At 32.0% G+C, this 24,489-nt stretch carries 25 protein-coding genes and 2 pseudogenes; 5 read left to right on the top strand and 22 right to left on the bottom strand.

The features are described from left to right. Nucleotides 1–209 precede the first annotated feature (209 nt). A complete protein-coding gene (locus B2S02_RS12430) occupies nt 210–2,087 on the top strand; it encodes a S8 family peptidase (protein ID WP_346920814.1) in 1,878 nt (625 codons plus the stop codon). Nucleotides 2,088–2,239: 152 nt separating this feature from the next. On the opposite strand, the gene B2S02_RS12425 is transcribed toward B2S02_RS12430, so the two are convergent. The 3 genes from B2S02_RS12425 to B2S02_RS12415 form a co-directional block, all read right to left on the bottom strand. Then, nucleotides 2,240–2,767, bottom strand: coding sequence for a Fic family protein (locus B2S02_RS12425; protein WP_346920813.1), 528 nt, complete (start codon nt 2,765–2,767; stop codon nt 2,240–2,242). 158 nt (nt 2,768–2,925) lie between these two features. Next, nucleotides 2,926–4,539, bottom strand: coding sequence for a tetronasin resistance protein (locus B2S02_RS12420; RefSeq protein WP_346879276.1), 1,614 nt, complete (start codon nt 4,537–4,539; stop codon nt 2,926–2,928). 22 nt (nt 4,540–4,561) lie between these two features. Continuing rightward, the gene (locus B2S02_RS12415) at nt 4,562–5,443 is read right to left on the bottom strand and encodes an ABC transporter ATP-binding protein (RefSeq protein WP_346879277.1); all 882 of its coding nucleotides are present in this window, start codon (nt 5,441–5,443) and stop codon (nt 4,562–4,564) included. Between the two features lie 325 nt (nt 5,444–5,768). On the opposite strand from B2S02_RS12415, the gene B2S02_RS12410 reads away from it, so the two are divergent. Beyond that, nucleotides 5,769–6,365, top strand: a complete 597-nt coding sequence (locus B2S02_RS12410) for a TetR/AcrR family transcriptional regulator (RefSeq protein WP_346879278.1) — start codon at nt 5,769–5,771, stop codon at nt 6,363–6,365. 334 nt (nt 6,366–6,699) lie between these two features. On the opposite strand, the gene B2S02_RS12405 is transcribed toward B2S02_RS12410, so the two are convergent. The 6 genes from B2S02_RS12405 to B2S02_RS12385 all read right to left on the bottom strand — a co-directional run bounded on the left by B2S02_RS12405 (nt 6,700) and on the right by B2S02_RS12385 (nt 9,545). Beyond that, nucleotides 6,700–7,050, bottom strand: a complete 351-nt coding sequence (locus tag B2S02_RS12405) for a DUF1048 domain-containing protein (RefSeq protein ID WP_312061154.1) — start codon at nt 7,048–7,050, stop codon at nt 6,700–6,702. Between the two features lie 9 nt (nt 7,051–7,059). Beyond that, a complete protein-coding gene (locus B2S02_RS12400; protein ID WP_346879279.1) occupies nt 7,060–7,407 on the bottom strand; it encodes a DUF1048 domain-containing protein in 348 nt (115 codons plus the stop codon). Beyond that, nucleotides 7,407–7,730: a PadR family transcriptional regulator gene (locus tag B2S02_RS12395; RefSeq protein WP_346877078.1), complete on the bottom strand. Its 324-nt coding sequence runs from the start codon at nt 7,728–7,730 to the stop codon at nt 7,407–7,409. The genes B2S02_RS12400 and B2S02_RS12395 overlap by 1 nt, the downstream gene beginning before the upstream one ends. A gap of 188 nt (nt 7,731–7,918) precedes the next feature. After that, the gene (locus B2S02_RS18260; RefSeq protein ID WP_414632896.1) at nt 7,919–8,089 is read right to left on the bottom strand and encodes a hypothetical protein; all 171 of its coding nucleotides are present in this window, start codon (nt 8,087–8,089) and stop codon (nt 7,919–7,921) included. A 186-nt stretch (nt 8,090–8,275) separates the two neighbouring features. Next, nucleotides 8,276–8,395 (bottom strand): (2Fe-2S)-binding protein, encoded by a 120-nt coding sequence (locus tag B2S02_RS12390; protein ID WP_346920924.1) that lies wholly within the window; start codon nt 8,393–8,395, stop codon nt 8,276–8,278. Nucleotides 8,396–8,558: 163 nt separating this feature from the next. Next, nucleotides 8,559–9,545 carry a DNA/RNA non-specific endonuclease gene (locus tag B2S02_RS12385; RefSeq protein WP_346920812.1) on the bottom strand — a complete coding sequence of 329 codons (987 nt, stop codon included), beginning with the start codon at nt 9,543–9,545 and terminating at the stop codon, nt 8,559–8,561. A 238-nt stretch (nt 9,546–9,783) separates the two neighbouring features. On the opposite strand from B2S02_RS12385, the gene B2S02_RS12380 reads away from it, so the two are divergent. Then, complete coding sequence (locus B2S02_RS12380) at nt 9,784–10,746, top strand: hypothetical protein (protein ID WP_346879281.1); 963 nt, start codon at nt 9,784–9,786, stop codon at nt 10,744–10,746. 216 nt (nt 10,747–10,962) lie between these two features. Here the strand turns inward: B2S02_RS12380 and B2S02_RS18255 are convergent. From B2S02_RS18255 to B2S02_RS12340, 9 genes and pseudogenes are all read right to left on the bottom strand, one after another. Beyond that, nucleotides 10,963–11,079, bottom strand: a pseudogene (locus B2S02_RS18255) (recombinase); the annotation flags it as partial. Nucleotides 11,080–11,340: 261 nt separating this feature from the next. Beyond that, a complete protein-coding gene (locus B2S02_RS12375) occupies nt 11,341–12,375 on the bottom strand; it encodes a Cfr family 23S rRNA (adenine(2503)-C(8))-methyltransferase (RefSeq protein ID WP_346879282.1) in 1,035 nt (344 codons plus the stop codon). 162 nt (nt 12,376–12,537) lie between these two features. Next, the gene (locus B2S02_RS12370; RefSeq protein ID WP_346879361.1) at nt 12,538–14,016 is read right to left on the bottom strand and encodes an Lsa family ABC-F type ribosomal protection protein; all 1,479 of its coding nucleotides are present in this window, start codon (nt 14,014–14,016) and stop codon (nt 12,538–12,540) included. Nucleotides 14,017–14,516: 500 nt separating this feature from the next. Further along, nucleotides 14,517–14,732, bottom strand: a complete 216-nt coding sequence (locus B2S02_RS12365) for a hypothetical protein (RefSeq protein ID WP_346879283.1) — start codon at nt 14,730–14,732, stop codon at nt 14,517–14,519. A 287-nt stretch (nt 14,733–15,019) separates the two neighbouring features. Next, nucleotides 15,020–15,580 (bottom strand): DUF1801 domain-containing protein, encoded by a 561-nt coding sequence (locus B2S02_RS12360; RefSeq protein ID WP_346879284.1) that lies wholly within the window; start codon nt 15,578–15,580, stop codon nt 15,020–15,022. Between the two features lie 144 nt (nt 15,581–15,724). Beyond that, nucleotides 15,725–16,309, bottom strand: a complete 585-nt coding sequence (locus B2S02_RS12355; protein ID WP_346879285.1) for a sugar O-acetyltransferase — start codon at nt 16,307–16,309, stop codon at nt 15,725–15,727. Nucleotides 16,310–16,596: 287 nt separating this feature from the next. Continuing rightward, complete coding sequence (locus B2S02_RS12350) at nt 16,597–17,715, bottom strand: hypothetical protein (RefSeq protein WP_346879286.1); 1,119 nt, start codon at nt 17,713–17,715, stop codon at nt 16,597–16,599. A gap of 314 nt (nt 17,716–18,029) precedes the next feature. Further along, nucleotides 18,030–20,065: pseudogene (locus tag B2S02_RS12345) on the bottom strand (type I restriction endonuclease subunit R). Nucleotides 20,066–20,109: 44 nt separating this feature from the next. Then, nucleotides 20,110–21,285, bottom strand: a complete 1,176-nt coding sequence (locus B2S02_RS12340; protein WP_346920811.1) for a type I restriction endonuclease — start codon at nt 21,283–21,285, stop codon at nt 20,110–20,112. Between the two features lie 355 nt (nt 21,286–21,640). Between B2S02_RS12340 and B2S02_RS12335 the strand changes: the two genes are divergently transcribed. Next, nucleotides 21,641–21,976 carry a helix-turn-helix domain-containing protein gene (locus B2S02_RS12335; RefSeq protein WP_346879289.1) on the top strand — a complete coding sequence of 112 codons (336 nt, stop codon included), beginning with the start codon at nt 21,641–21,643 and terminating at the stop codon, nt 21,974–21,976. Between the two features lie 19 nt (nt 21,977–21,995). Here the strand turns inward: B2S02_RS12335 and B2S02_RS12330 are convergent, their stop codons facing one another. The 3 genes from B2S02_RS12330 to B2S02_RS12320 form a co-directional block, all read right to left on the bottom strand. After that, nucleotides 21,996–22,187: a hypothetical protein gene (locus B2S02_RS12330; RefSeq protein ID WP_346879290.1), complete on the bottom strand. Its 192-nt coding sequence runs from the start codon at nt 22,185–22,187 to the stop codon at nt 21,996–21,998. Nucleotides 22,188–22,189: 2 nt separating this feature from the next. Beyond that, nucleotides 22,190–22,360: a hypothetical protein gene (locus B2S02_RS12325; protein WP_346877102.1), complete on the bottom strand. Its 171-nt coding sequence runs from the start codon at nt 22,358–22,360 to the stop codon at nt 22,190–22,192. Nucleotides 22,361–22,940: 580 nt separating this feature from the next. Next, nucleotides 22,941–23,576: a hypothetical protein gene (locus B2S02_RS12320; protein WP_346879291.1), complete on the bottom strand. Its 636-nt coding sequence runs from the start codon at nt 23,574–23,576 to the stop codon at nt 22,941–22,943. 456 nt (nt 23,577–24,032) lie between these two features. Between B2S02_RS12320 and B2S02_RS12315 the strand changes: the two genes are divergently transcribed. Further along, nucleotides 24,033–24,185 (top strand): hypothetical protein, encoded by a 153-nt coding sequence (locus B2S02_RS12315; RefSeq protein WP_346920810.1) that lies wholly within the window; start codon nt 24,033–24,035, stop codon nt 24,183–24,185. Here B2S02_RS12315 and B2S02_RS12310 read toward each other — a convergent pair. Beyond that, nucleotides 24,172–24,315, bottom strand: coding sequence for a hypothetical protein (locus B2S02_RS12310; protein ID WP_346891382.1), 144 nt, complete (start codon nt 24,313–24,315; stop codon nt 24,172–24,174). The genes B2S02_RS12315 and B2S02_RS12310 overlap by 14 nt on opposite strands. Nucleotides 24,316–24,489 lie beyond the last annotated feature (174 nt).

Genomic DNA, 24,489 nt, shown 5'->3' with positions numbered 1-24,489 from the left:
AGTTTTAAAGGTCTATACTACATAAAAATATATCTTGTTACTTCCTTATATTTTTATAACCTATGAGTGTAGCATTACTATCTTCTGCTATAGTTAAATTTTTATTCAATAATCTTATATTAACTCTATATTTATTTAATTTGTAACTACTTTAAGTCTCATTGAATAATATGAATAGATAGATATTTGGGGGAGTTGTAATTTTATAAATGAATACTCTAAGTACATCCAGAGAAATTAATCTGTGTAGAGAGGCCTACATTAGCGAAGATTATGTAACTTTATTCATTAAGTATACAGGAGACTTTAATACCCTGGTTAAAGAACTAGAATACGTATGCGCTGTTAAAGTATCTGAGGGTGCCTACATTGCTTCTGTGAGAACTGCTAATTATACTGACTTCATAAATAGATTTAATAATATACTTAACATAGATTTTAGTTTTCCTTACACCTTGTCAGCTATAGAACCAGTAGAAGCTGCTAATATAACCCAATTTCACGGAGAAACCTATTTAAATCTTACAGGGAAAGGTACAGTAGCTGCAATTATAGATACGGGTATAGATTATTTAAATCCTCAATTTCAAAACCCTGATGGAACTACAAGAATTATAGGTATATGGGATCAAACTATTGAAAGTAATAATAATGATGACCCTATAGCATTTTTTGGCACTGTTTATAGCCAAAATGAAATTAATAGAGCTATTCAAGTATCAAATCAAGGTGGGAATCCTTATGATATAGTTCCTTCAAGAGATGAGTTAGGACATGGTACAAATGTAGCTGGTTTAGTTGGTGCGAGAGGGTTAAATAATGTTATAGGCAGTGCTCCTGAATGTGAATTTTTAATTGTAAAACTTAAGGAATTTAAAACTAGTAATCTTAAATTAGCGGGAATCAATGATAGAAGAAGCACACCGATTTTTGAAGGTATTGATATTTATATTGCAATGAGGTTTGTAATAAATTACAATCCATCACCTTCGACAAAACCTATGAGTATTCTGATCTCTGCAGGAACAAATTGGGGTGGACATGAAGGTATTACATCCATAGAAGAAGATATTAACTTTTTTTCAACAAGAAAGGGACTTATCTTCGTAACTAACACTGGTAATCAAGGAGCTAGCTTAACACATGGTTATGGTAGATTTCTAAAAAGTAATACAATTCAAAACTTGGAGATTATTGTAGGTTCTAATGAAAATAATTTAGTTCTCATGTTCTGGGTTCAAAGACCTGATGTAATATCTATTGAAATAATTTCTCCTAGTGGTGAGATTGCAAAGCCTATACAATCTGGACTTGTTTCTAGTAAGTTTGAGCAAGTTAATTTAATTCTTGAAAATAGTATAATTAACATCGCTTTTTTTAACCCTGAATTTGCTAGTGGAAATGAATCTATATATATAACTATTAAAAATGCCAAAGCTGGACTTTGGCAATTAAGACTTAAAGGAGATTATATAGTTAATGGAGTATATAATCTGTGGTTGCCTCAAAGACCACTTATACAATTAACTACTAGAGTAATAAATCCTAACCCATACATCACACTTCAAGCACCAGCTAATGCCCAAAAATCTATAACTACCTCTTTCTATAATCAAAATAATAATACTATAGCTGCAGAATCAGGTCGAGGCTTTACTGCGGATAATAGAGTAAAACCTAACTTAACTACAGGTGGAGTTATGGCTTTAACTACAGGACTAAATAATGAAACTATCTTACTTTCCGGCGGCTCTGTAGCTGGTGCTGTACTGTGCGGAGCCACACTTCTTCTGCTAGAATGGGGAATCATCCTTGGAAATGACCCTAACATATATGGCCCTACAGCTATTTCTTATTTCACAAGGGGTACTAGTAAAAGGTCTGGTGATATATATCCTAATCCACAATGGGGCTATGGCATATTAAATCTTCAAGGCTCTTTCGAAAACCTTAGATCATCTCCATTAATTAGACCTTATGATGCACTCAATACTCAAAACGAGAATAACCTGCCATCTGATTTTTATATAAGAATGCCTAAAGAATTATATGTAAGAATAGATGATTCTATAGACATTATAGAGTAAGCGGTGAAACCACTAGATCTTAAAAAGCTAAAAAGACCGCTAACTAAGAATATTAAATTACTCAGTTAGCGGTCAAACCTTAATATCTATTCAATTACAACTTCTATCTCAGTCTACTCAACCAAACTTACATTAAATCATCTTTTAAACACTTACTCTCTTATTAATTTAATGTACGTATCAAGCTGTGTTTCTTCTAAATCTCCAATTAAATCTACAAACAAATCTAAGTTTCCATTTACTGCATATTCCTCAAGAGCATTATAGTAATTAAGACGATCTTCCTTTGCAATTGAAATAGGTAAAAATCCATGTATCATTAGCTGATAATTCATTATAAGACGTGATGTTCTTCCATTACCATCAATAAAAGGGTGAATTCTTACAAATTCTGCATGTGTCCATGCTGCTAGCTCAATTGGATTCATATCTTGTTTATATTGAAGATCTGTAAAGAAGTTCTTAATTTGAAAATACATATCATTTCCTGCTGGAGGAACATGACCTGCTCCACTAATTCTGACCTCTTGATTTCTATAAATTCCACCTTGAATTATACCAGCAGTTAGTATTTCATGAATATCTTTCACAATAGTTTCATCAAGTAGCTTTATCTCCTCAATACACTTTTTCACATAGCCATATGCCTTTCTATGATTAACAACTTCATAAGTTTCCACATGTGTTTTGATAGAAATATGATACTAATACACATTAATATTGATTTTGTATAAAGATATACCCCATAAGGTGTAGGGGAGTATGAGGTTCTACTGATTAATACCATTACACAATTATCATTTTATTTTTTTGAGAGTATTCAGAACAACATTAAGTGTTAAGCTCCTTCAACCATATCCCGTGTGTGATATCCAATATACCCTAATATCATCAATGCAATACTAATCAAAGTCATAGTAATAAAGATTACTCCATCAAACTGATCTACCGGCATTCGTGGAATCCAACTTTGCACGGCTGTTTTTGAAAACCATTTCGGTAAATTTAATATTCCGCCAAAGTAGTTTAGTGCAAAGGAATAGCCAAGATACATATAAATAGCTTTACCTAGTTTTGGTACCCAACCTAAAACCAAAGCTGCAAGCCCGATAAAGAACAAAACAGAAGGCAGAAAGTTATACCCTGCGATTATAAATTGTTGCAAATTCATAGTTGAGCCATCTCCCATTGCAAAAATTGCTGTACCACCAAGACTGCCTGCAGCCAGCAAAATCCCAACTACTCCAGTAACCACTGCCAAAATGACACTTACCCAATAGAGCTGAGCACGAGTCACTTTTGTAGCATAAAGCTGACTCAAATGTAGTCTTACTTCTTCCGAGTAAAGTTTATTAACAATGGCTATTGGTAAAACAGAAACCAATCCAATCATTACCATCATAATGGTCCCAGTAAATGATTCTTCTAACGAAACATCTGCTAGAGTAAACATTTGCTTCATCACTTCATTGCTGCTTAGAAAGGTTTGCATATCTCCATAAATCGAACCGTAGGCTGCCCCCATGATTACGAAAGCAACTAACCAGCTAATCATTACACCTTTGTTAATCTTGATGTACAAACCAGGTACAGACAGCAATGATTTTTTCGCTGACTCCCGTCCCTCTCTTACAGGTAAGTAACCAGCTCCCATATCACGTCCGCCTTCAAGGACAAAAGCAACGATCACTGCAATGATACAAAAGACTACTGCAAGAATCAGAGGAACCCAATTGTTTTTAGTAAAGGGATATGTCAGATAAGTCCATCCCATAGGATTAAACATTGAGAGATCAACATTTGACACATCGGTACCAGCACGTAAAATATAGAGTAATCCAAGAATTCCAAGAGACGAACCGGTTGCACCGGAAGAGATTGGCATAATTTGTGCCATAACTAATGCAACAACCCCACCAATGATACCAGCCATCCCTATCGATGCACCAAACAAGAATGATCCTTTGGCAGTAATCGTATCTGCACCAAAGCTAGTCATAACCACGCTAATAAAAATTGCTAATAAAACATTGATAAGTACTATTTCGGTAATCACAGCAAAAGAATTAGCTTGACGACCTACCTGGAAGGAGCGTACTAATTCAGTAAGCCCATGATCTTCTTCCTTACGAGTATGGCTGACAACATGTAAAGCAGCCATGATCATCGCAAACAAACCACAGAATAACAGCATTTCATGGGTATACATAGCTCCTAACGTATAATCCGCTGCCGACTTTACTGGTGTCGGACCAACCATGGAAATCATGGCAGGATTTTTGAGGGTTTCATACATTCCCATCAAACCTTGCCCCTTACCGATTTCTTCGAAAGCTGGAACAAAACCACCTGAAAATAAGCCCAGACCCAAAATCCAGACAATAATTTTTTTCCAATCACGTTTCAGATATAGCTTAAATAATACACCCCAACGCGCAAATTTTTCATTCATAATAATTTCCTCCGTTCCGACTCTAGACTTCGTAATGACGCATGAATAAGTCTTCAAGGGTAGGTGGCACAGATTCAAACTTCTTAACACCTAATTTTGATGCTTTTGACAAAATATCATTGATATATTCATTATCTGCAGAGAAGGTAGCTTGGGTACCTTTTTGCTTGAAGTCATGAACACCTTTAACTGATGCCATCTCAGCCACATTCCCTTCCGTCATCAAAGTAACCGTAGAACGAGTCAAGTGACGCAATTCATCCAATGTCCCAGTCTCAACGACTTTTCCTTGACGTATAATTACCACCTTGTCTGCTAAACGTTCTACTTCACTTAAAATATGTGAGGATAGTAAAATTGCTTTTCCTGCATGCTTAATGTTTTCAATTTCCTCTTGGAAAACGGCTTCCATCAAAGGATCAAGACCAGAAGTAGGTTCATCAAGAATATACAAATCGGAGTCCACTGACAATGCCGCAATCAATCCGACTTTTTGTCGATTCCCTTTTGAATAGCCTTTTGCCTTTTTCTTAGGATCTAATTCAAAACGCTTAATCAAATAGTCACGTTTATTCTTATCCCCACCGCCATGTAGGTTTATAAATAAATCAATAATTTCTCCACCTGTTAAGCTACCCCAAAGAGCCACATCTCCCGGAACATATGAAATGCGCTTATGAATCTCAAGGCTATCCTTCCATACATCTTTACCAAAGATTTTCACATCCCCAGCATCACGTTTTATAATTCCCAGTAAAATACGAAGCGTTGTTGATTTACCCGCGCCATTTGGCCCAATAAACCCTACAACTTCCCCTCCATTTACCGTGAAGTTCACATCATGCAATGCTTTAAATTTACCGAATCTTTTCTGCAACCCTTGCACTTTTACAATTTCTTTCATAATAAAACTCCTTCTTAGAATATTTTGAAATAGTCTTATAACGTGCTTTCCGGTTTAAACCAAAGTTCAAAATACAGAGCATAATATGAACTATATTGTCGATAAAAGTCCATATACTATATTTTTTAACTATGTTTTAAACTAAAGTTCATTTATAAGTTCCATTATAGATCTTTTTATCCGCTATGTCAATAAAAACCACTACATTTTGGACTATTATTCATTTGATAATCCAAAACGTTTACTATATAATATAAAAAGAAAACGATAATCATAAGCTTTTTAAATATTGTTTAGTCATACTCGATAGAAAGAAGGTTATTGAATGAATGGTTATGAGAAAAGGACACAGCATAAAAAAAATCAAGTTTTAGAAGCAACTCTTGATTTGATGAGCAACTACACCGGCATAGAAAATTTAACTATGGATGAGATTGCTAAAAACGCCAATGTGGGTAAAACTTCAATTTTTAAGTATTTTGGTAGTAAAGAAAATCTTATCCACGAGGTTTTTAGGCATTTTTTAGATAAGATAGGAAATACAGCCAGAGAAATTATGGCGGAAAATAATCCTTTCGAAGAAACACTCATTGCCATGAGTCAGAACAAAATTAATTATTTAGAAAAAATCGACAAGCAGTTCTATTTGGATTTGATGGATTTTGTAACCAAAAAGGGGGACGACGGTTTATCCTTGATGATGCAACAATATGTCAAAGAAAGCTACAGTATCATGCTGGATTTATTCCACCGTGGACGTAAAGAAGGCAAGGTTGATCTGAAATATTCAGATGAATTTCTTTTGACTTATTTTCAAGCCCTTGTTGAAGGTATCTCAAGTCCTCACATCTACCCAAAGATTCTCCCTTATACGGCCCAATGGACAGAATTGTTCATTAAAGGTATTGCACCAAGTAAATAGAATTATAGCCAAAACACCTGAAGATAATACTAAGCCCATTTTTCACTTAAACTTTTACCCCCGATAGTTCCCATGAACGTATATCCAGGGTATATTGGGGGTGAACAGATTTACTTTTATTTTTCATATCTTATAGGACATAGTGTTTTATAGCTTTTCGCACTTTAATTTCTTAACATTAACACTACACACTCAACGTGCGTGAGAACATAATATCTATACAATTACACAAAAGGTTATTGACATAATAACCTTTTGTGTAATCTAACCCTATAGGTGAGTAACTGCACCTGGGACAAAATAATTGGAAGTTTTCAATCCAGATATCTCCCTTTTACTTTGTTTTATCCGTAACCTTTTTCATGGCCTTGTTAACTTCTTGATCAACAGATTCTTGATAGATGTCAGCGTAAGTTTTTGAATCTTTGATTAGCTCGTCACAAAAAGCTGCTATGTCACTACCCGTCACTTCGAGTACGCCTTTCCCCAAGACTGCTCCCTCTTCAAAAAGATCGATAATCCCCGAGAGCAAACCTATACCGTTGGTTAGTTCAACAGGACCAACCTTAAAGAGATATTTTTGAATCTCTTTATAAACAATCTGATAATCTTTTGGGAGCACTTTGACACGCGCCACGTGCGCTCGCCACTCTTTTTTGCCTTCGATGATATCTTGTATTCTCATTGTATCCTCCTATTTACCTAATTTTTTAGTGATATTATTGTTGAGTTGCTTGCGCCACTTGTCACGAAAAGACTTTGCCCCTTCTTCGCCGACCAGCGCTGAACAGAAGCCTTTGATATCGTCACCCAAAACCTCTTGTACACTCTGACCGTCTGCAGCAGTTTCTTCGAGCAGGCCAAGCACACCGTCAAGAATTGTCATGAGGTTGCGACCTGTGAAATCTGAGTGTGTCCAAAGATTAGCATTAATTTTTTCCCATGCTGTTTGATAGTCATCCGGTAGCTTTTGGGCTCGCAATTCAAAAGTTTTCAATTCTTTAGTTATATCGCTTCCCGTAATTTTCTCCCAAAAATTCATCATTTCCCCTCCTTTAATTCATTAATTTTCAATGATACAAACTCCCATTTTTCCCAGAACTTCTGTAGTTCCTTGCGCCCCGCGTCGTTGAGTGCGAAAAACTTTCGCGGCGGCCCCATATCGGATGGCTTTTTCGTAATTTCCACTAATCCGTTTTTCTCAAGCCGCACCAAGATGGTATATACCGTCCCATCCACAATGTCCGAAAAACCGAGAGCGTTCAGTCGCCGCGTGATCTCGTACCCGTAGGTTTCCTTGTGTCTGATGATTTCAAGAACACAGCCTTCCAGCACACCTTTGAGCATTTCTGTAAGATTCTCCACTGTAACTCCTCCTTGCTATTCTGTATAACCAGTACTCAGTACTACTTATTACTAGTATATAGTATCACGCAGTAGTATTGGTGTCAATATAATAGCCTATAAAGAAAAAACTCCCACAGGAGTTTTTAAATTATTAATCTTTAATTTGGCTGTCTGCGACAGGTTCATACAAAGTTCATATTATTCTTCTACATTGCCTTTATAAAGATGTTTTTCTTTAATATTAATTTTAAAGCTCTTTTCATGCATCTTACTATATTTTTTTCTCTATTATCGATTAAAGAAAATACTTCCCCTATTTCTCTCGCTCTTCCAACTTTTCCAGCTCTATGTAAATAATCACTAAGATTTTTAGATATATCTAGGTTAATAACATGGCTAATAATAGGTTATTCATTTATTGTAATTAGGTATTCTAATAAAAAAATTGTTCGTCAATTTTCTTTAACTAATCGACGAACAACTTCTAGCTACCCATTATTAAATTTAACTTGTCTACCAAGTTCAATTATATTTGCAATAAGTACCTTACATCTTACGCAACCTTATCCCGTACCTGTTCCTGTAATTTCACCAACTTTTTCTACAGTATTAGCACCATTTTTAACAGCACCAACTACAGTTTTAAGTGAAACACCCTTGCATCCACAAACAGAAGAAAGAATTTGCTCAAGCTCACTTTTGCACCCTTCACAAATAGTACAAACACCTGTCTTTTCAATGAATTTTTTAACATCTTCCTCTTAAACTATCTTTAGTTTACAATAAGTAAATGAAACAAGCTTTCAATATCAAAATCCTGTCTAAATATCTAAACATCTATAAAAACTAATGACATCTATCACATGGGTCATTCTTTCCACTTTCTTGTATTGTTCCCTCTAAAATAGTTTTACTTCTAGATAAAGTAGAACAACCCTTTGTAGTATGATAGCTATTTCCATTAGGTGTCCAATATACTTTCCCTGTACTGCTTGTACTACCTGAATTATTGATAGTAGTATTTGTATTATTACTAGAATTTGAGTTGTTAGTTGAAGTATTCGTTTCTAAACTTGCATTATATTCATCAGGATTCACATTATCAAATTCATCATTAATTACATTCCCATTAATTGTATAAGTGTAGCTATAGTGACTTGGTATCTGAGTAGTTGTATCTGGATAAGTTATTATTGCAACAAACTCTGTACAACCTCCAGCATCTCGAATAACCTTTTCCATATAAGTTTGGTCACCATGCCTATTAAGGATACTATTCTGAGGAGTTATATTGTATGCATTAGAAACTCCACCAAGTGAATCTGCTATAACATGTCCCTCATCCAAGGTCCTACTTTCAACTCCTGGCACTTTCGCTTCATCTTGATAATATCTTCCACTTGAATTAACAGGCTCTGTTGAATCATCTTGCAAGATTATCTCCTTTGCTATTACCTTAACAAGCTGACCGTATTCATTTGTAAAAGCATAATATTCTCTATCTCCAAATCCTATGTCAACTACAACATTAGGTTCTCTGTGTCCAGATAGATTTCCACCATCAACTACTATCAGCTTATATCCTGAAAATATATCTTCTGTGATAACAGCTGAAGTTTCTTTTTTTGATTCTTCCTTTAAATTACTTGCAGTTTCCTTAACTGCTTCAGTTGATTCATCCACTGAACTATCTTCAATTTTCTTCTCTTCTTTAGCTTCAATTTTATTACTTGCAATATTTTGTTGATTTTTTGTGTCTTTTGGCATCATGGTCATGCCAAAAATTAAAACAGCAAATACTATTCCAATTAAGCTTGACAAAAATTTCTTCATTTCTTAAAAATTCCCCCTAATCATCTTCAGTTCTCTATTATTTTACCATCCAGGCATGGATAAAGCTACTTACATTAGTTTTCTTATGTTAAGGTTATCTCTATTTATCTACATAAACTGCATAACTTATGAATATGTTACACTTACAACCAACCTTTCCATATACCTGTAACCCCTTATCTGTTATAATTAACCTATTGGCAATATTTTAAATAAATATTAATTAAAGGAGATTCCTATGAATTATAGAAATTTTTATGAATTTGAAGAATACTATTCAATACTCTTCTCTGAAAAAAAGTATGATGAAGTTTTAAATATACTCCTTCATGCAAATGAACTTTTACCAAAGGATGAATATGAAGAAAATCTATTTGAACTTATAATCGATGAATCTAGGGTATATACTCAAACCAATAATAGTGAGAGCTGTATTAATATTATAGAAAAATCACTTGAAAAAGGTTATACATTTCCCCTACACTGGCCAAACTTTGATTTATTAAGAAACCACCCTGAATATGAGTCTCTTAATAATTTAAATACAAAGCTACTTCACCAAGCTAAAGAAAATTCTAAGCTACAATATGAAGTTCACCTTCCAAAACCCTATGATCCAACAAAAAAATATCCATTATTCTTTTGTTTACATGGTGATGGATTTCATTGCAATATAAAAAATACTAGCTGGTATTGGAAGCCTGATGCACTTTTAGAAAAAGGATACATAGTTGTATATCCTCAATCATCACAAATGTATTTCCATAATAGCTTTGGCTGGCTTACTGATCCCACTCTATCAAGAAAAGAACTGATAGATTGCTATGAGCAATTATTATTAGACTATTCTATTGATGAAACTTGTGTATTATTTGGAGGTTTCTCTGGTGGTGCAACTACCTCTATTGATATGGCTTTTAATAACACTATTCCAATAAAAGGAGTTATTGCATTATGCCCTGGTGATTACTTAGATATCATTGGACTTGAAGATACAAAGAAATTAGCAGAAAGAAAAACAAAAATAGTTATTCTTGAAGGGGATCAGGACACTGACCCAGTTGTTCAGCATCTCTTAAAAATATTTAAGGAAGTTGGACTTGCTCATGAATACCATATTAATAAAGGAATTGGGCACTGGTACCCAGAAGATTTAGATGAGAAAACTTTAAAGGCAGTGGAGTTTATAGTTAATAATTAATTTGGGGTGTGTCTATATCTTGTGGTGCTTATATTAATTTATATAATATGGTTAGCGCAAGCTTTAAGCAGGTGGTGATGACCATCACCTGTATCAGGCTTTTGTTGCCTTCTTATTCATAATCATTTCAATTTGATTTTCGAAAAGCTGTAAATACAATTAATCAATTCTATGTCTGCCTCCTTATTTTTTTCTTTGAGATCTAAATTTATCCTAATTTAAGCTATTCTTAAATCCTGTTTTGTAGACAAATGTAATTTGTGTAGCGTCTTTATTTCCATATTCATCAATTCCACCTATAATAATTTTTTCTACTATACTTTCAAAAACATATATAAATTATAAATCAAGAAGAGAATTAATTTTTTATCGAAGGCTTTTAATGATCTTAAGATACCGCATAAACTTCAATACAAATAGATCTAATTACACAAACATCTCTAATCTTGCACAAAAGTTTACCCATCCTAACCAAAACGTCCCTCAAATCTAAAGTTTGAGGGACATACAACACTCTTCAATATATAATTAAAAATCTTCAATATCATTTAAATTAAACTTTTTATTTGTTTAAGTGGATATTTTTAACTAGCATCATAATTCATTTTCATAACACAACTGTCCGCAAGCAGCACTAATTTCAGAACCAAATTGTGCTCTAACAGTTACACTAATACCTGCTTTCTTTAGTATACTACAAAATTGCTTGATAGCACTTGAAGGTTGAAATTTAAAAGTTGTTTTGTCCGTAGAATTATAAGGTATCAAATCAATGTGATATAAATTCTCCCATGAACCACGATTTTTCAATAAACCTATAACTGCCCCTGCATGTTCTTTGGAATCATTAATTCCTTCAAGCATAATATAAGCAATAAACACTCGTCGTCCCGTATGAATGATATGTTCATCTAATGTCTTCATTACCTCATTCAATGGAAATCTTTTATTTATAGGCATTAAATCGCTTCGTTGACTTTCAAATGGTGAGTGAAGTGAAAAAGCCAGATTCACTTGTGGAAATTCTTTGGTCAATCTTTGAATTCCTGGTATAATGCCAATTGTTGAAATAGTAATTCTTCGTTGACTTAACCCAAATAAACTTTGATCAGTTAAAATTTTTACTGCATCAAACAACTCTGGATTTGCAAGAGCCTCACCCATTCCCATAAATGAAATACTATTCAATCTATGGTCATTAAAATAGAAATAAAGTAATTGGTCAGTTATCTCATCGGCAGTAAGATTGCGTTTAAATCCAGCACTTCCTGTTGCGCAAAAACCACATCCAAAGCCACATCCACATTGGGAAGAAATACAAAACGATTCCCACCCCTGTTTATACTTTAGTCCAACAGCTTCTATTCTTTCTCCATCAGTCAATTCGAATAACAATTTTTGAGCTTGCTTAGAATCTTGTGAAAAAACAGGTATTACACTAGATACATTACTTCCAAACTCATTTACTAAAGCTATCCTTAACACTTTTGGTAGTATATGCATATCATCAAAACTATCTATTTTTTGATGGAAAATAGCTTTTGTAAGCTGCTCATATCTATAATCAGGTAATTTTAGATTTGATATTATTTGTTTCATTTTTCCATACTTTGTTTTTGTATATTTCATATAGGCCTCCTCCTCACTATTAATAGTTAAGAAGCAAAGCCAGTATAATTAGCGACTTATACTACTCCATGCAAGCGTCACTCAAAACATCTGGCTTTGCATGGAGCCTATTGTGTGTTACTTGTATATTCCCATTAAACATATTAATTTCCATTTCTACTTTTACAATTTTATTATTTTTGTTGCAACATTTTCAGAAAATACACTATCATGCTCAACAAACAAAATTGTAGGTTCATGTTCAATTAACAATTTCTCAATCTGCATACGAGAAATGACATCAATAAAGTTCAATGGTTCATCCCAAATATACAAATGTGCCCGTTCACACAAACTTTTAGCAAGCAATACCTTTTTCTTCTGTCCTCCACTAAAATCCTCGATATTCTTTTCGAACTGTTCTCTTGAAAAATCAAGTTTTCTAAGCATCGCTTTAAATAAACTCTCGTCAATACAGTGTTTATTTGCATAATCAGATAAGTTACCATATAAATCTGAAGTATCTTGGGAAACATAGGAAATGATTAACTTATTATTCTTTCTTACAATTCCACTATGGGGGATGTCTTCTCCATAAATTAATTTCAATATACTTGATTTTCCGCTGCCATTCTTTCCTTGAATAGCAATTCTTTCACCTTGCTCTATAGTGAAGTTTACTCCTTCACAGACAATTCTATCATCATATTCAATTGCAACACCTGTAAGTTCTACAAGCTTTTTATCATGGAAAGTAAGCGGTACTATTTTTAAGCTTTCATTAGATTCAATATTTTTAAGAAGCTTTGATTTTTCCTCAATCATGTCTTGTTGTCTAGCTTCTATATTTTTAGCACGCTTCATCATTTTTGCAGCTTTATGTCCAACATATCCTTTATCTAATTTGCTCCCAGAATTAGTAGTTCCATACTTGCTGCTTTCAACGCTATCTGACCACGTAGATGTACGTTTTGCTGAGCTAGAAAGTCTGTTAATATCCTTTTTCAATTTTTCGTTTTCTGCTAACTCAAAACCATCTTGTAATTCTTTGTTTCTCCACCATGAAGAAAAGTTTCCTTTTTGTATTTCAATATTAGTTTTATTAATAGACAAGATATGGTCAACACAATTATCCAAAAAAGACCTATCATGTGAAATCAGAATAAATCCTTTCTTTTTTTTCAAGTAATTACTTAGTTTTTGCCTAGCTTCAGCATCCAAATGATTGGTAGGTTCATCAATAAGTAAGAAGGAGTTCTCTTTCAAAAACATAGCAGCCAACAATGTTTTTGTCTGCTCTCCTTTAGATAGTGTATAAAACTGTCTATATAAAGCATCGTAGTCCATATCTAACAAAGATAATTCTTTTACTATTTCCCAATCCATTGAATTTGGACTAATCCCCCTTATGACATCTATGGTGAAATTGCTTTGCTCCTGCACCTCATAAGGAAAATATTCAAAAGTCACATCAGCCGAAATGATTCCATTATATTCATATTTTCCAAGCAAAAGATTTAGAAAAGTAGTCTTTCCCCTTCCATTTCTCCCAGTAAATCCCAATTTCCAATCAGTATCAATTTGAAAACTTACATTTTCAAAAATATTATCATAGCTACCTTCATAAGCAAAGGTTAGGTTTGTAACATTTATTAAAGACATATTTTTGTCCTCCTCTGTATTTAATAGTATAAATAACAAAATCGGAACAATAGGCGACCTTGTTATTACTCCATATAAGTGTCGCCTGCAGTATCCGACTCTATATGGAGATTATCATGTGTTAGCAAAGTGTCTTTATTTATCATAATATTATTTATCCTCCTTATTCGAATTATTTATAAAAAAAGTAAGAGCCGCAAGAATTAATTATTCTTACAGCTCATAAATATACGTAGTTAAGCTAATCATTATAGCATAACACAAGTGTATATATTAAGAGAAAAAAGAATAACTTTCTTGCATAAGTACAACAAAACAAACAGAATGCACCTGTTTATCTTTGTATTAAATGTACTTTAAATATTAGCAAGAAAAATTAATCATTTTTTCACCTCAAATTTCAATTTTTTTATCATTATACTATTATACATCTAAAAAGTCAATCAAGAGTGAATTAAGAAAATTTATTTTTTCTCTATCTTCACTACGGTCTCAACACTTTAGTTTTCTTCATACTTTTCTAAAACTTCCTTAAACCATTTAGGGGCATTGAGCTCTTTCCATATAAGCTTCCCACCACTAAAAAAGGCTATTTCCTTGAATATTTCAGTATTATCGTAAATATTTACTTCGTTACATACCGCTATAATTTCTTTTAAATTTTTTATTGACTCATAGTATCTTCTATTAATTATATCAGATGGTATACATGCCAACGATTTTCAACTCTATGCTTAACTCTAGCCTGCGCAATTTCATGTGTTTCTACCCCTATTTCCAGCTCCATTAACGCCAGCAAATATTGTATAACTAGGTATACTAATTACCAATTATCCTTCTCTGTTCTCTTTGTAACACTACATTAGCTAAATTCATGTAAAAATCTTGTTCTTCTCTTGTTTTAGCTTTTTTAAATAATTCTTTTAACTCCCCCATATGAATAGGTTAGAAATATATCATATAAAGTTTCCTTTTCTGTATTCATTTCAATTTCTTCTATTCTTTAATTACTTTCAACATAACGTGCCACTTGCTCTCCACATTTTTTGCATTTTCCTTTTAAGATAATGCCATATGGACCATCATCATGAATTATGAATCCATCTTTTAAAATAGTTACACCACAATTAGGACAAAATACATTGGCCATTAATATATTTCTTCCATGTTCAGGAATAGCTTTCCACTTCTTAATTGCACTTAAGTTCGAAACAGTACCTTTTTTAGTATCTCTGTTCATCACTATAATTTCCTTTATAATATGCATCATTACATTTACAGCATCTTGCTCTTTATATTTAATTCTAGCACAACTTTTGCCTAGTGATGTAGAAGGTATTTCTGCTTTAAAGATTTCTAGGACTCTTACTTCATCTGTATAAAAAGAAAAATAATTTTTCTGCGATGCAAAAGCAATATAAAAATTATGACCCTTATAGGTTAGCATCTTGTAATCAAAACACTCTTGTAATTGAGTTTCTTCTCTCATAAATATTACAAGCTTCTCTAGCCATTCCCTTTTTATACCCTGAAATTGATTAACATATTCATATATTGTATTCATTATATTACCCCATATCTCTGATTAGTATTTATCTCATTGTATACTAAACTAATCATAATTTAAACCTTCATCTAACACATCATGATTCAATTAACACTACTATTATTCAAGATAAATCTAATCTATAAATTGGAATTTGTCTTTCTAAATATTTTCCCTAGCCACTCTGCATGGATTACCATATGCAACCTTATTAGATGGAATATCTTTTGTAACAACACTTCCTGCACCTATTACAACATTATCTCCAATTTTTACTCCTGGCATTATGATTGCTCCACCACCAATCCAAACATTGTTGCCTATAGTGACAGGTGCTGTTTGCGTTTTACAAAATTGAAAAGCCCCATCTTCTTTAGGCTCACCAAAACGTTCTCTTGCATTTACAGGATGAAATGCCGTATATATCTGAACATTTGGCGCAATCAATGCATTGTCTCCAATAATAATTTTATTATCATCTAAAAAAGTACAATTCATATTAACTTCGCAATTATTTCCAAAATAAATATTATTTCCATAGTCAACAAAAAAAGGTGCAGTAATCCAAAGATTTTTTCCTTTACTACCAAGCAAATTATCAAGAATATTGTTTTTTGTATATGCATCCTCAGACATAGTATTATTGTATTGTCTAATCAAGTTTTTTGCTTTATGCCATTGTGTAATCAACTCCATATCTCCACAATCATAAAGCTGACCAGCTAACATCTTTTCTCTTTCTGTCATAATACTCACCTCTTCAAATTACTATTTATCGACTTGCTCTATAATTTCAATTCACTATAAAAAAAATTATACAATTAACATTACCAATTTTATAATTCCTTGTAGTATAATTTATTATTTTTATCTATCCCCTAAATTTACAAATGGACTTAGTACATTGGCACCATTGTAAGGTATTATTAGTTTATTCTTGTAAGGCATTCCATTAAAATTATAAATGAATCTAAATATCTGCTCATCATAAAGGAATCTTACATGAATAGAAACCTTGGGTATACGTCAACCTATCAATCCCTGTAAATAAACACATCCTCATCTCCTAGATAATTGTCTACCACTCTCCATTTAACAGTTTCAGCTTTTATCCAAGTAACATCATTATATTCATATAGTTCACGATAATCATCTTTGAAATCATCGCAATCAAACCATATAAACTTTCCATCTTGGATTACCATATATGCACCATATATAATCCCATCATAATCTTCATTACGTGGATTTAATGTCATACATTCTACTCCCTCAAACACCATTTCAACAACCGATGGGTTTTTCCATTGACGTTGAAAAATAGCATATATATTTCTTTCTGAATTGAGGGGATACATGCTTAAATCTTTATTAACATACTCACCAGATAAATACCTCAATTCCTTGAGGCATCCATCATGAAACCCTCCAAAGTCATACATTAGTTTATCAATATCTTCTTGATTTCTAATCTCAGTCCACATATTTTCCTTAAGTTTTTTATCCAACACACTATGTATATAACTTTTATTTTCTTCAGCATTATTAAATTTCGTTACATTAAAATCATCATCAGTACATTTTTTGATAATATATTTTGTCTTTTCAATCGGAAATGGTGCATCCTCTTCAGAGAAATACTCAATATTAACAATTTCTACGACAGGAGCTTTGGGTTTTATTTTGGAAACCCGATGATAGTTCATATTAATTTTCTCAATTCTATCCGGTTTATAGTTTCCATCAAAAACAAACAAGTTTTCACTTCCCAATATATCGCGTATAAGATCAGATAGATCATCTCCATTTACTTCAAGAGAATTACAGAGAGAACCACTATAAGTTCGTTCCCCATCATCACCAGTAATAACTAAATCCCATGTTCCGATATCGGTTGTAAACACATCTACAGAATTACTCTCAAAATATATGCCAATAGCATTTAAGATTATGTAAGCATTTTCTTCTGTAATGCTAATTTTTTTTCTACTGCTCAATTCATATTTTCCAGGTTCTTGACCATAATTATATCTAGAAAGTACTACTCGTCCATTTGCTGATATAGTTAAATGTTGTTCCACTTCATCTTTTTGAGAAGGTTCCGGACCATAACAGATATTGTTAGATATAATTCTTATTTTTTGTATACGCATATAATATCTTCTCCTCTCTTATCAACAATTATCATTTTTTTCAATGCTCCGCTTTTTCTGGTACAGTACTACTAAGTATGTCTAGCCATTTCATATGTTGCAAAAATATTAGTGCTATAAAAATCATTTAGTTAAGTATTTATAGGAAGCTTCATTGGAGCTTATCAACGACATCTCCATCTAAAATTCTAATGTAATTCAGAATAATCTGCCTTCTGATAATGTAATAAAACTGCCTATCAACTAAATTATTTCTATTTGATAGGCAGTTCTGTAGTTCTAATAATTTAATATCCTTACTTCTATATCTATATTTAGCTATTATATATTCCGTAATCTCCTTTACTTTCAGCAACTCTATCACAAATTATCTCATCCATATCAACATTTCCACACATAAGCTCTGCCTGTCTCATAACTACTTCTAAGGCATGCTTTGCTTGTTCTGGTGGATAATCATATTTCTTTAACAATCTCTTTATTATTCTTCTCATACCTGCTTGGGCACTTTCCTTACACTCCAATCTATAGTAATATTATTTTTTATAGACATTGTTAGCTCATGGGCTATTTTCTTTAGTGTATCATCATCCATAAATTCTTTAATTATATCATCAGCAGTTAAAGCATCGTAGAAAGCTATTTCATCATCATTAAGTCCTAAATCTTTTTCTTTATCTTTCATTGCTTTTATTTCTTGAGCCATTTTAATAAGCTCTTCTATTACCTCTGCATTAGTTATAGCTTGATTTCTATATTTATTAAGAGCTTTCTTTAGTTTTTCTGAGAACTTTTCAGACTTAACTAAATTTCTTTTCTCCATGGATTTTAAATTTCCTTCAAGAAGTTTTTTAAGCATTTCAACAGCTAAATTTTTATATTTAATAGTTTTTACTTCTTCTAAGAACTCTTCTGAAAGAATTGAAATTTCTGGTCTTTTAATACCAAGTGTGTCAAAAACATCAATGACTTCTTCTGATATAATGGATCTTTCAAGCATCTGATTAACTCTTGCTTCAATTTCTTTTTTTGATTTTTTCATAACATTTTTTGAGTCAAGTTTTGCTAAACTTGCTTTAACAGCCTTAAAGTAAGCTACTTCTAAAGCTAAAGCTTTACCGACCTCTGTTGCTACACATAAAGAATGAGCTTTCGCTAGTTCAATTGCATACTGTTTAAATTCCTTTTGCTGCTTTTCTTCCATACCTAGAACTAAATTCATACCACTAGTTATAGCTCTAATTCTAGCAGCTTGAGAACTACCCATATATGCTGAGTAATCTAGTCCATGAACCATATCACGAAGAATTTCAAGTTTTTCAATCATTACAGCTATTGCAGCTGATGTATCTATACCTGTATTTTGCTTATCATTATCTGTATATTGCTTCAGTGCTTTTTTTAAGCTCTCAAGAATTCCAAGATAATCAACTACAACACCACCTGATTTATCTTTGAAAACTCTGTTTACTCTCGCTATTGCTTGCATTAAATTATGTCCTTGCATTGGCTTGTCTATATACATAGTATGCATTGAAGGAACATCAAAACCTGTAAGCCACATATCTCTAACAATAACTATTTTTAGCTCATCATTATTATCTTTCATTCTTTTAGCTAAAGTATCACGTCTTTGCTTTCCACCTATATGCTTTTGAAGTCTTTCACTATCAGCTGCACTACCAGTCATTACAACCTTTATTTTACCTTTATTAACATCATCACTATGCCAATCTGGTCTAAGCTTTATGACTTCGTCATAAAGGTTTACAGCTATTCTTCTACTCATACATACAACCATAGCTTTACCATCAATAGTTTTAGCTTTTTCTTCATAGTGATTAACTATATCTTCTGCAAGCTTCTTAACTCTGTTAGGTGAACCTACAACAGCTTCTAATCTTGACCACTTTGACTTGTATTTTTCTCTGTCATTATCCTCTTGTCCTTCTGTAATTTCTTCAAATTCTTCATCTATTTTTTTAAGTTCTTCATCATCAGTTTCTAATTTAATAATTCTATTTTCGTAGTATATTTTAACAGTAGCTTCATCTTCAACAGCTCTTGTCATATCATAAGTATCAATACATTCACCAAATACAGATGTAGTAGATCTATCCTCTAAATCTATTGGTGTACCTGTAAATCCTATAAATGAAGCATTAGGAAGAGCATCTCTTAGATATTTTGCATAACCATACTTAACTTCACCAGTTTTAGTGCCAGTTTTTGCTTCTAAACCATACTGACTTCTATGCGCTTCATCTGCAATGATAATAACATTTCTTCTATCCGTAAGTGCTGGCATTTCACCATCTTCTGGCTTAAACTTTTGAATAGTAGTAAAGATGATTCCACCTGATTCTCTTTCATTTAAGAGATCAAATGATCCATTTACTTCTTTAGAGTTCTCCTTGGTCTGTGCCTTTTTTGATCATCTGTAAGCTTTCTTACATGTGCTTGCTTTGGAGTCTGTCTTAGAATATCTGCTGATTTAGAAAATGTTCCAAATAATTGATCATCTAAATCATTTCTATCAGTTAATATAACAAGGGTAGGATTATTAAGTTCTTTTACAAGGCTCGCTGCATAGAATACCATAGAAAAGCTCTTACCTGACCCTTGGGTATGCCAAATAACTCCTATCTTCTTATCACCTTGTTCACTGGTTGCAATTTTGGTCTTTTCCACTGCCTTTTTAACGGCAAAATATTGATGATAACCAGCTAATATTTTAATAGTAGTTTTCTTATCTCCTATTTTATTATCATCAACATCATACTCTGCCTTAGTTGATTCTTGGAATAATAAAAAGTTTTCAACTATATCTAAAATTCTTTCTTTTTGTAGCATTCCCCTAAGCACTACTTCATATTGAGGTACATCTAAGCTAGCAACATCTATGCCATCAATACTTCTCCAGTTCATGAATCTTTCTTCATTTGAAGTGATTGTTCCAACCTTAGCATTTATTCCATCTGATAAAATACAGAAGGCATTATAGTTGAATAATGATGGAATGTCTTGTTTATATGTTTGTATTTGATTATATGCACTATCTATTCCTACATTCTCATCCGTAGCTGATTTTAACTCTATAACTACTAAAGGAATGCCATTAACAAATATTATTAAATCAGGTCTTCTTTCTTCATTTTCAATTATAGTAAACTGATTAGCTACTAAGAAATCATTCTTTTTAGGATTTTTAAAATCTATGATATAAGCCTTTTCAGTTTTAGGCTGACCGTCTTTTCTAAAAGATACATCTATACCTTCAACTAAGAGTTTATGAAATTCCTTATTATTCTCCTCTAATATTGGACTATTAAAGGTAATTATCTTTCTATAAGCTTCATCTAACGCTTCTTCTGGAAGATGTCTATTAAGATTAAACAAAGCATCCTTAACTCTTTGCTCCAAAATAACATCCCTATAATTTTTTCTTTCTGGATATTCCCCATCATGACCAATATCTGGTCCAAAGCTATAGTTATACTCCATCTCCCGAAGTATCTCTATAGCTGCCTCTTCTAATAGGTCTTCTGTAAAATTCTCAAATAAACTCAAAACACATCCCCCTTTTAACCCAAATTATTAATTCTCTTTAAGCTCTATTGGTACATCCTTTATATTCATGGCATTTTTATTTCCTGATACTAAAACTCTTAGTAAGTTTTGTGACCACCTCAACATGCGGAGTATGCCACCATAAAAATATATTTTCGTAAATTAGAATATCTTTTAGTTTCTTAAAGAAGGTATACTAGCTACTCTTAAGGAAATAAAAATATTTAATAACAAATATCCGAATATTACACAATGTTTCAAATGTTGTACGTTGGTGGCAAATAGACGACATTGTCGTCACAGTAACTTAGTATAAACTATATGTTCTAATAAATATTATAATGAGGTGATAAATTTGTACTCTTTCAATATTAATGTTCAAATATCAGATATAGAATTAAAAAATATAATAGACAATATTAATAAATCACGTAGTCTACCACCTACAAAAGTGATTCATGTTAATGAAAGTTCTACCAATTCATCTAGTAAAGAAATACTTTATACTGTTCCTGAAATAGCAAAAATTTTAAAAGTTGACCAACATAAAGTATATGAACTTATTGAGAAAAAAGTATTGATAGGTTTGAAATTAGGAAGACTTAAAGTCACTAGAGCAGAACTATTACGCTTTCTTAATGAATATACTGGAAAAGATCTATCTGATTTAGATAACATAAAAGATTTATAGATGAAGTAAAAGCCTAGATTTATTCTAGGCTTTTTAATTGCTCTCTTCTTTCTTCAATTAAGTTTTTTAGTTCTTCTAAGTCCTCTAGTGTAGCTTTGTTTTTTATAAAGCTTCTAGATGTACTTCTACTTTTCAAATAATTAGAGTATTCTTTATTTTTTTGCTGCCATTTCTTATTAGCTTCAGTTTGTGTTGATGTTTTATTATTCATACTTATTCACCTTTCTTAATAAATTTAATGATCATTAATATTACCATTACTACAGCTAATGCTAACCCAATATACTGCAGAGTGGTTAAATCGGAGAAACTCAAGTCTGAAATCCATATGGCTGTTATTACTAATACAATTATGTCGATACTAAGATTAATTTTGTTCTTCATATTTTTCTAAGGTGCTGGTATAATATATATAAGGATGGAAGAGGGAAGTTGCATTTCCCTCTGTCCTTTGTTTAGCGTTTCCTTTGGTGGGGGCGCTTTTTCTTTTGTCTTTTTTTCTTTGGTTTTAATTCTTTTAGAAGTTTTACTATTGTTAGTGTTAAAACCACTATTTCTAATATGTCTTTCAGCACCTTACTACCTCCTTTCTATACTTTAATTATACTACGGATAGTATAAGGTGTCAACCTTTTTTTATATGTTTTTCTAAAAATTATCATAATATATGTTTAAATATTATATTTTTGTCTATAATCTAAATACATCTTAAACCATGTGCTTATACAAAAGAAAAATAAGGTAGAAAGTAATACTGTATTGCTTTCTACCTTTTAATTTAATTATATATCATTTTAAAATTTTTAACTTTAGGATCTATACTTGGGATATTATCTTTCTTTATGGTGTTAGTATTAATGTTTATAATAAAATAGATAAGGCCTGAAATTAATTCAGGCTCTTTAATTACTTTCTATTTTAATAATCTTTTTCTATTTTAAATATAGATTTTATTATTTACATATTACAATGATAACATAACACCTTGTCCACCATTCATGTTCATAATATCTGTTAACATCATCATTACCTTATCATTGTTCATAAGATTTTTAATCTTATCACTTGATTGTAAACTCACATCACCATTTAACTTAATTTTATTATTTTCATCAAAACTTATTTTAACAGAACCATGTCTTTCTGATTTAGATTTATGTTTTTCTCTTTCCTTATCAGCTTCATCTAACATCTCAACAAGTCCCTTTCTAAGTCTTCTACGAAGTTCTTTTTCCTCTTCGCTAAGTGGGCATTCAAACCGTTGCCCATTAACAACAATCCACCTTTTCTCATCATCAATACCTAATTCTTCCCACTGACATGCTGGATTATTAGTAGTATAATTCATTATTTGATTAAAAGAAGCCCTATCAACATATAAAGTTGTATTTGCTGCGGTTCCTTTATCTATAGTTATTCCTCCAATATCATTTGTCCTTAAAATATTTTTTCTTGATGTGGAAATATCTAAAATGTCCTTAAACTCTGAAGATTTTCCTACACTATTTTTTGATGAATATACACCTTTAATTTCAGAGTTCTTCATTGATAAACTATTTAAATATCCACCATAATTTCCTGTGATATTATTAATGCTCATATAGATACCTTCTTTCTTTAATAATATTATCTTCGTTTGAAGTTGCTTCCTACTTTAATTATTTGCATCTACCGTATTATTACATAAACATACATATTTTTCTTTAATAAATGCACGAAAGTGTCTTTTTTGAACCTAACTTTCCAATATTATCATTGATTTTATATAACTAATTGTTGATTATTTTACATTTAATGTATATAATTAATGCTAAGTGTCCATAATTTATTTGAGTTCACTCTCAGCTATGTGCTTATACAAAAGAAAAATAAGGTAGAAAGTAATACTGTATTGCTTTCTACCTTTTCTATATGAAAATAATTAGTAAGTTAAATTTACTGTTGCATAATCAGTTTTTGTAACTCCAGTTGTTGTTACTCCTTTAATTGTTATTGTGTGTTGTCCTGGTGTAAGATCTTTTACTACAATTGTTTTTACAGTCGTACTACCAGAAGTTTGGATATCCAAAAATATACTTTTGAGTTTGGATCAAATGAATCTGTAGTTCCTAAGTTTACACCGTCTACAGATACATATGAGTTTCCAAAAGAACCTGTCCATTTAAACATAACAGCTACATCTTTTGTTGTTAAATTTATGGTTGGATGATATGTGTTACACTAAGACTTGGAGTTGTTGCTGCATAAGCACTAGTTATAGGTGCTAATGACATTGTGATCGTTAAAGCTAACATTAGTAATAAAGCTTTAACTTTTCTTCCTTTTAAAATTTTTCCCATGATATAATCCCCTCATATTTTATAGTTCTATATAATTATAGCATTAATATGTATAATAGTTAATATCTTTAATGTAAATTTTTACCATAAATTTATATCAAGTTTTGTTTATAATGTACGATACATCATTTAGGAGGGATAAATATGTATACTAAAATACAAGGTAACTTATCT

Source organism: Clostridium sp. UBA7339 (assembly GCF_002470865.1).
GTDB classification, from domain to species: Bacteria; Bacillota; Clostridia; order Clostridiales; family Clostridiaceae; genus Clostridium_J; species Clostridium_J sulfidigenes.
The sequence above is the reverse complement of the archived record's forward strand: the minus strand, read 5'-3'. Positions and strand labels throughout refer to the sequence as shown.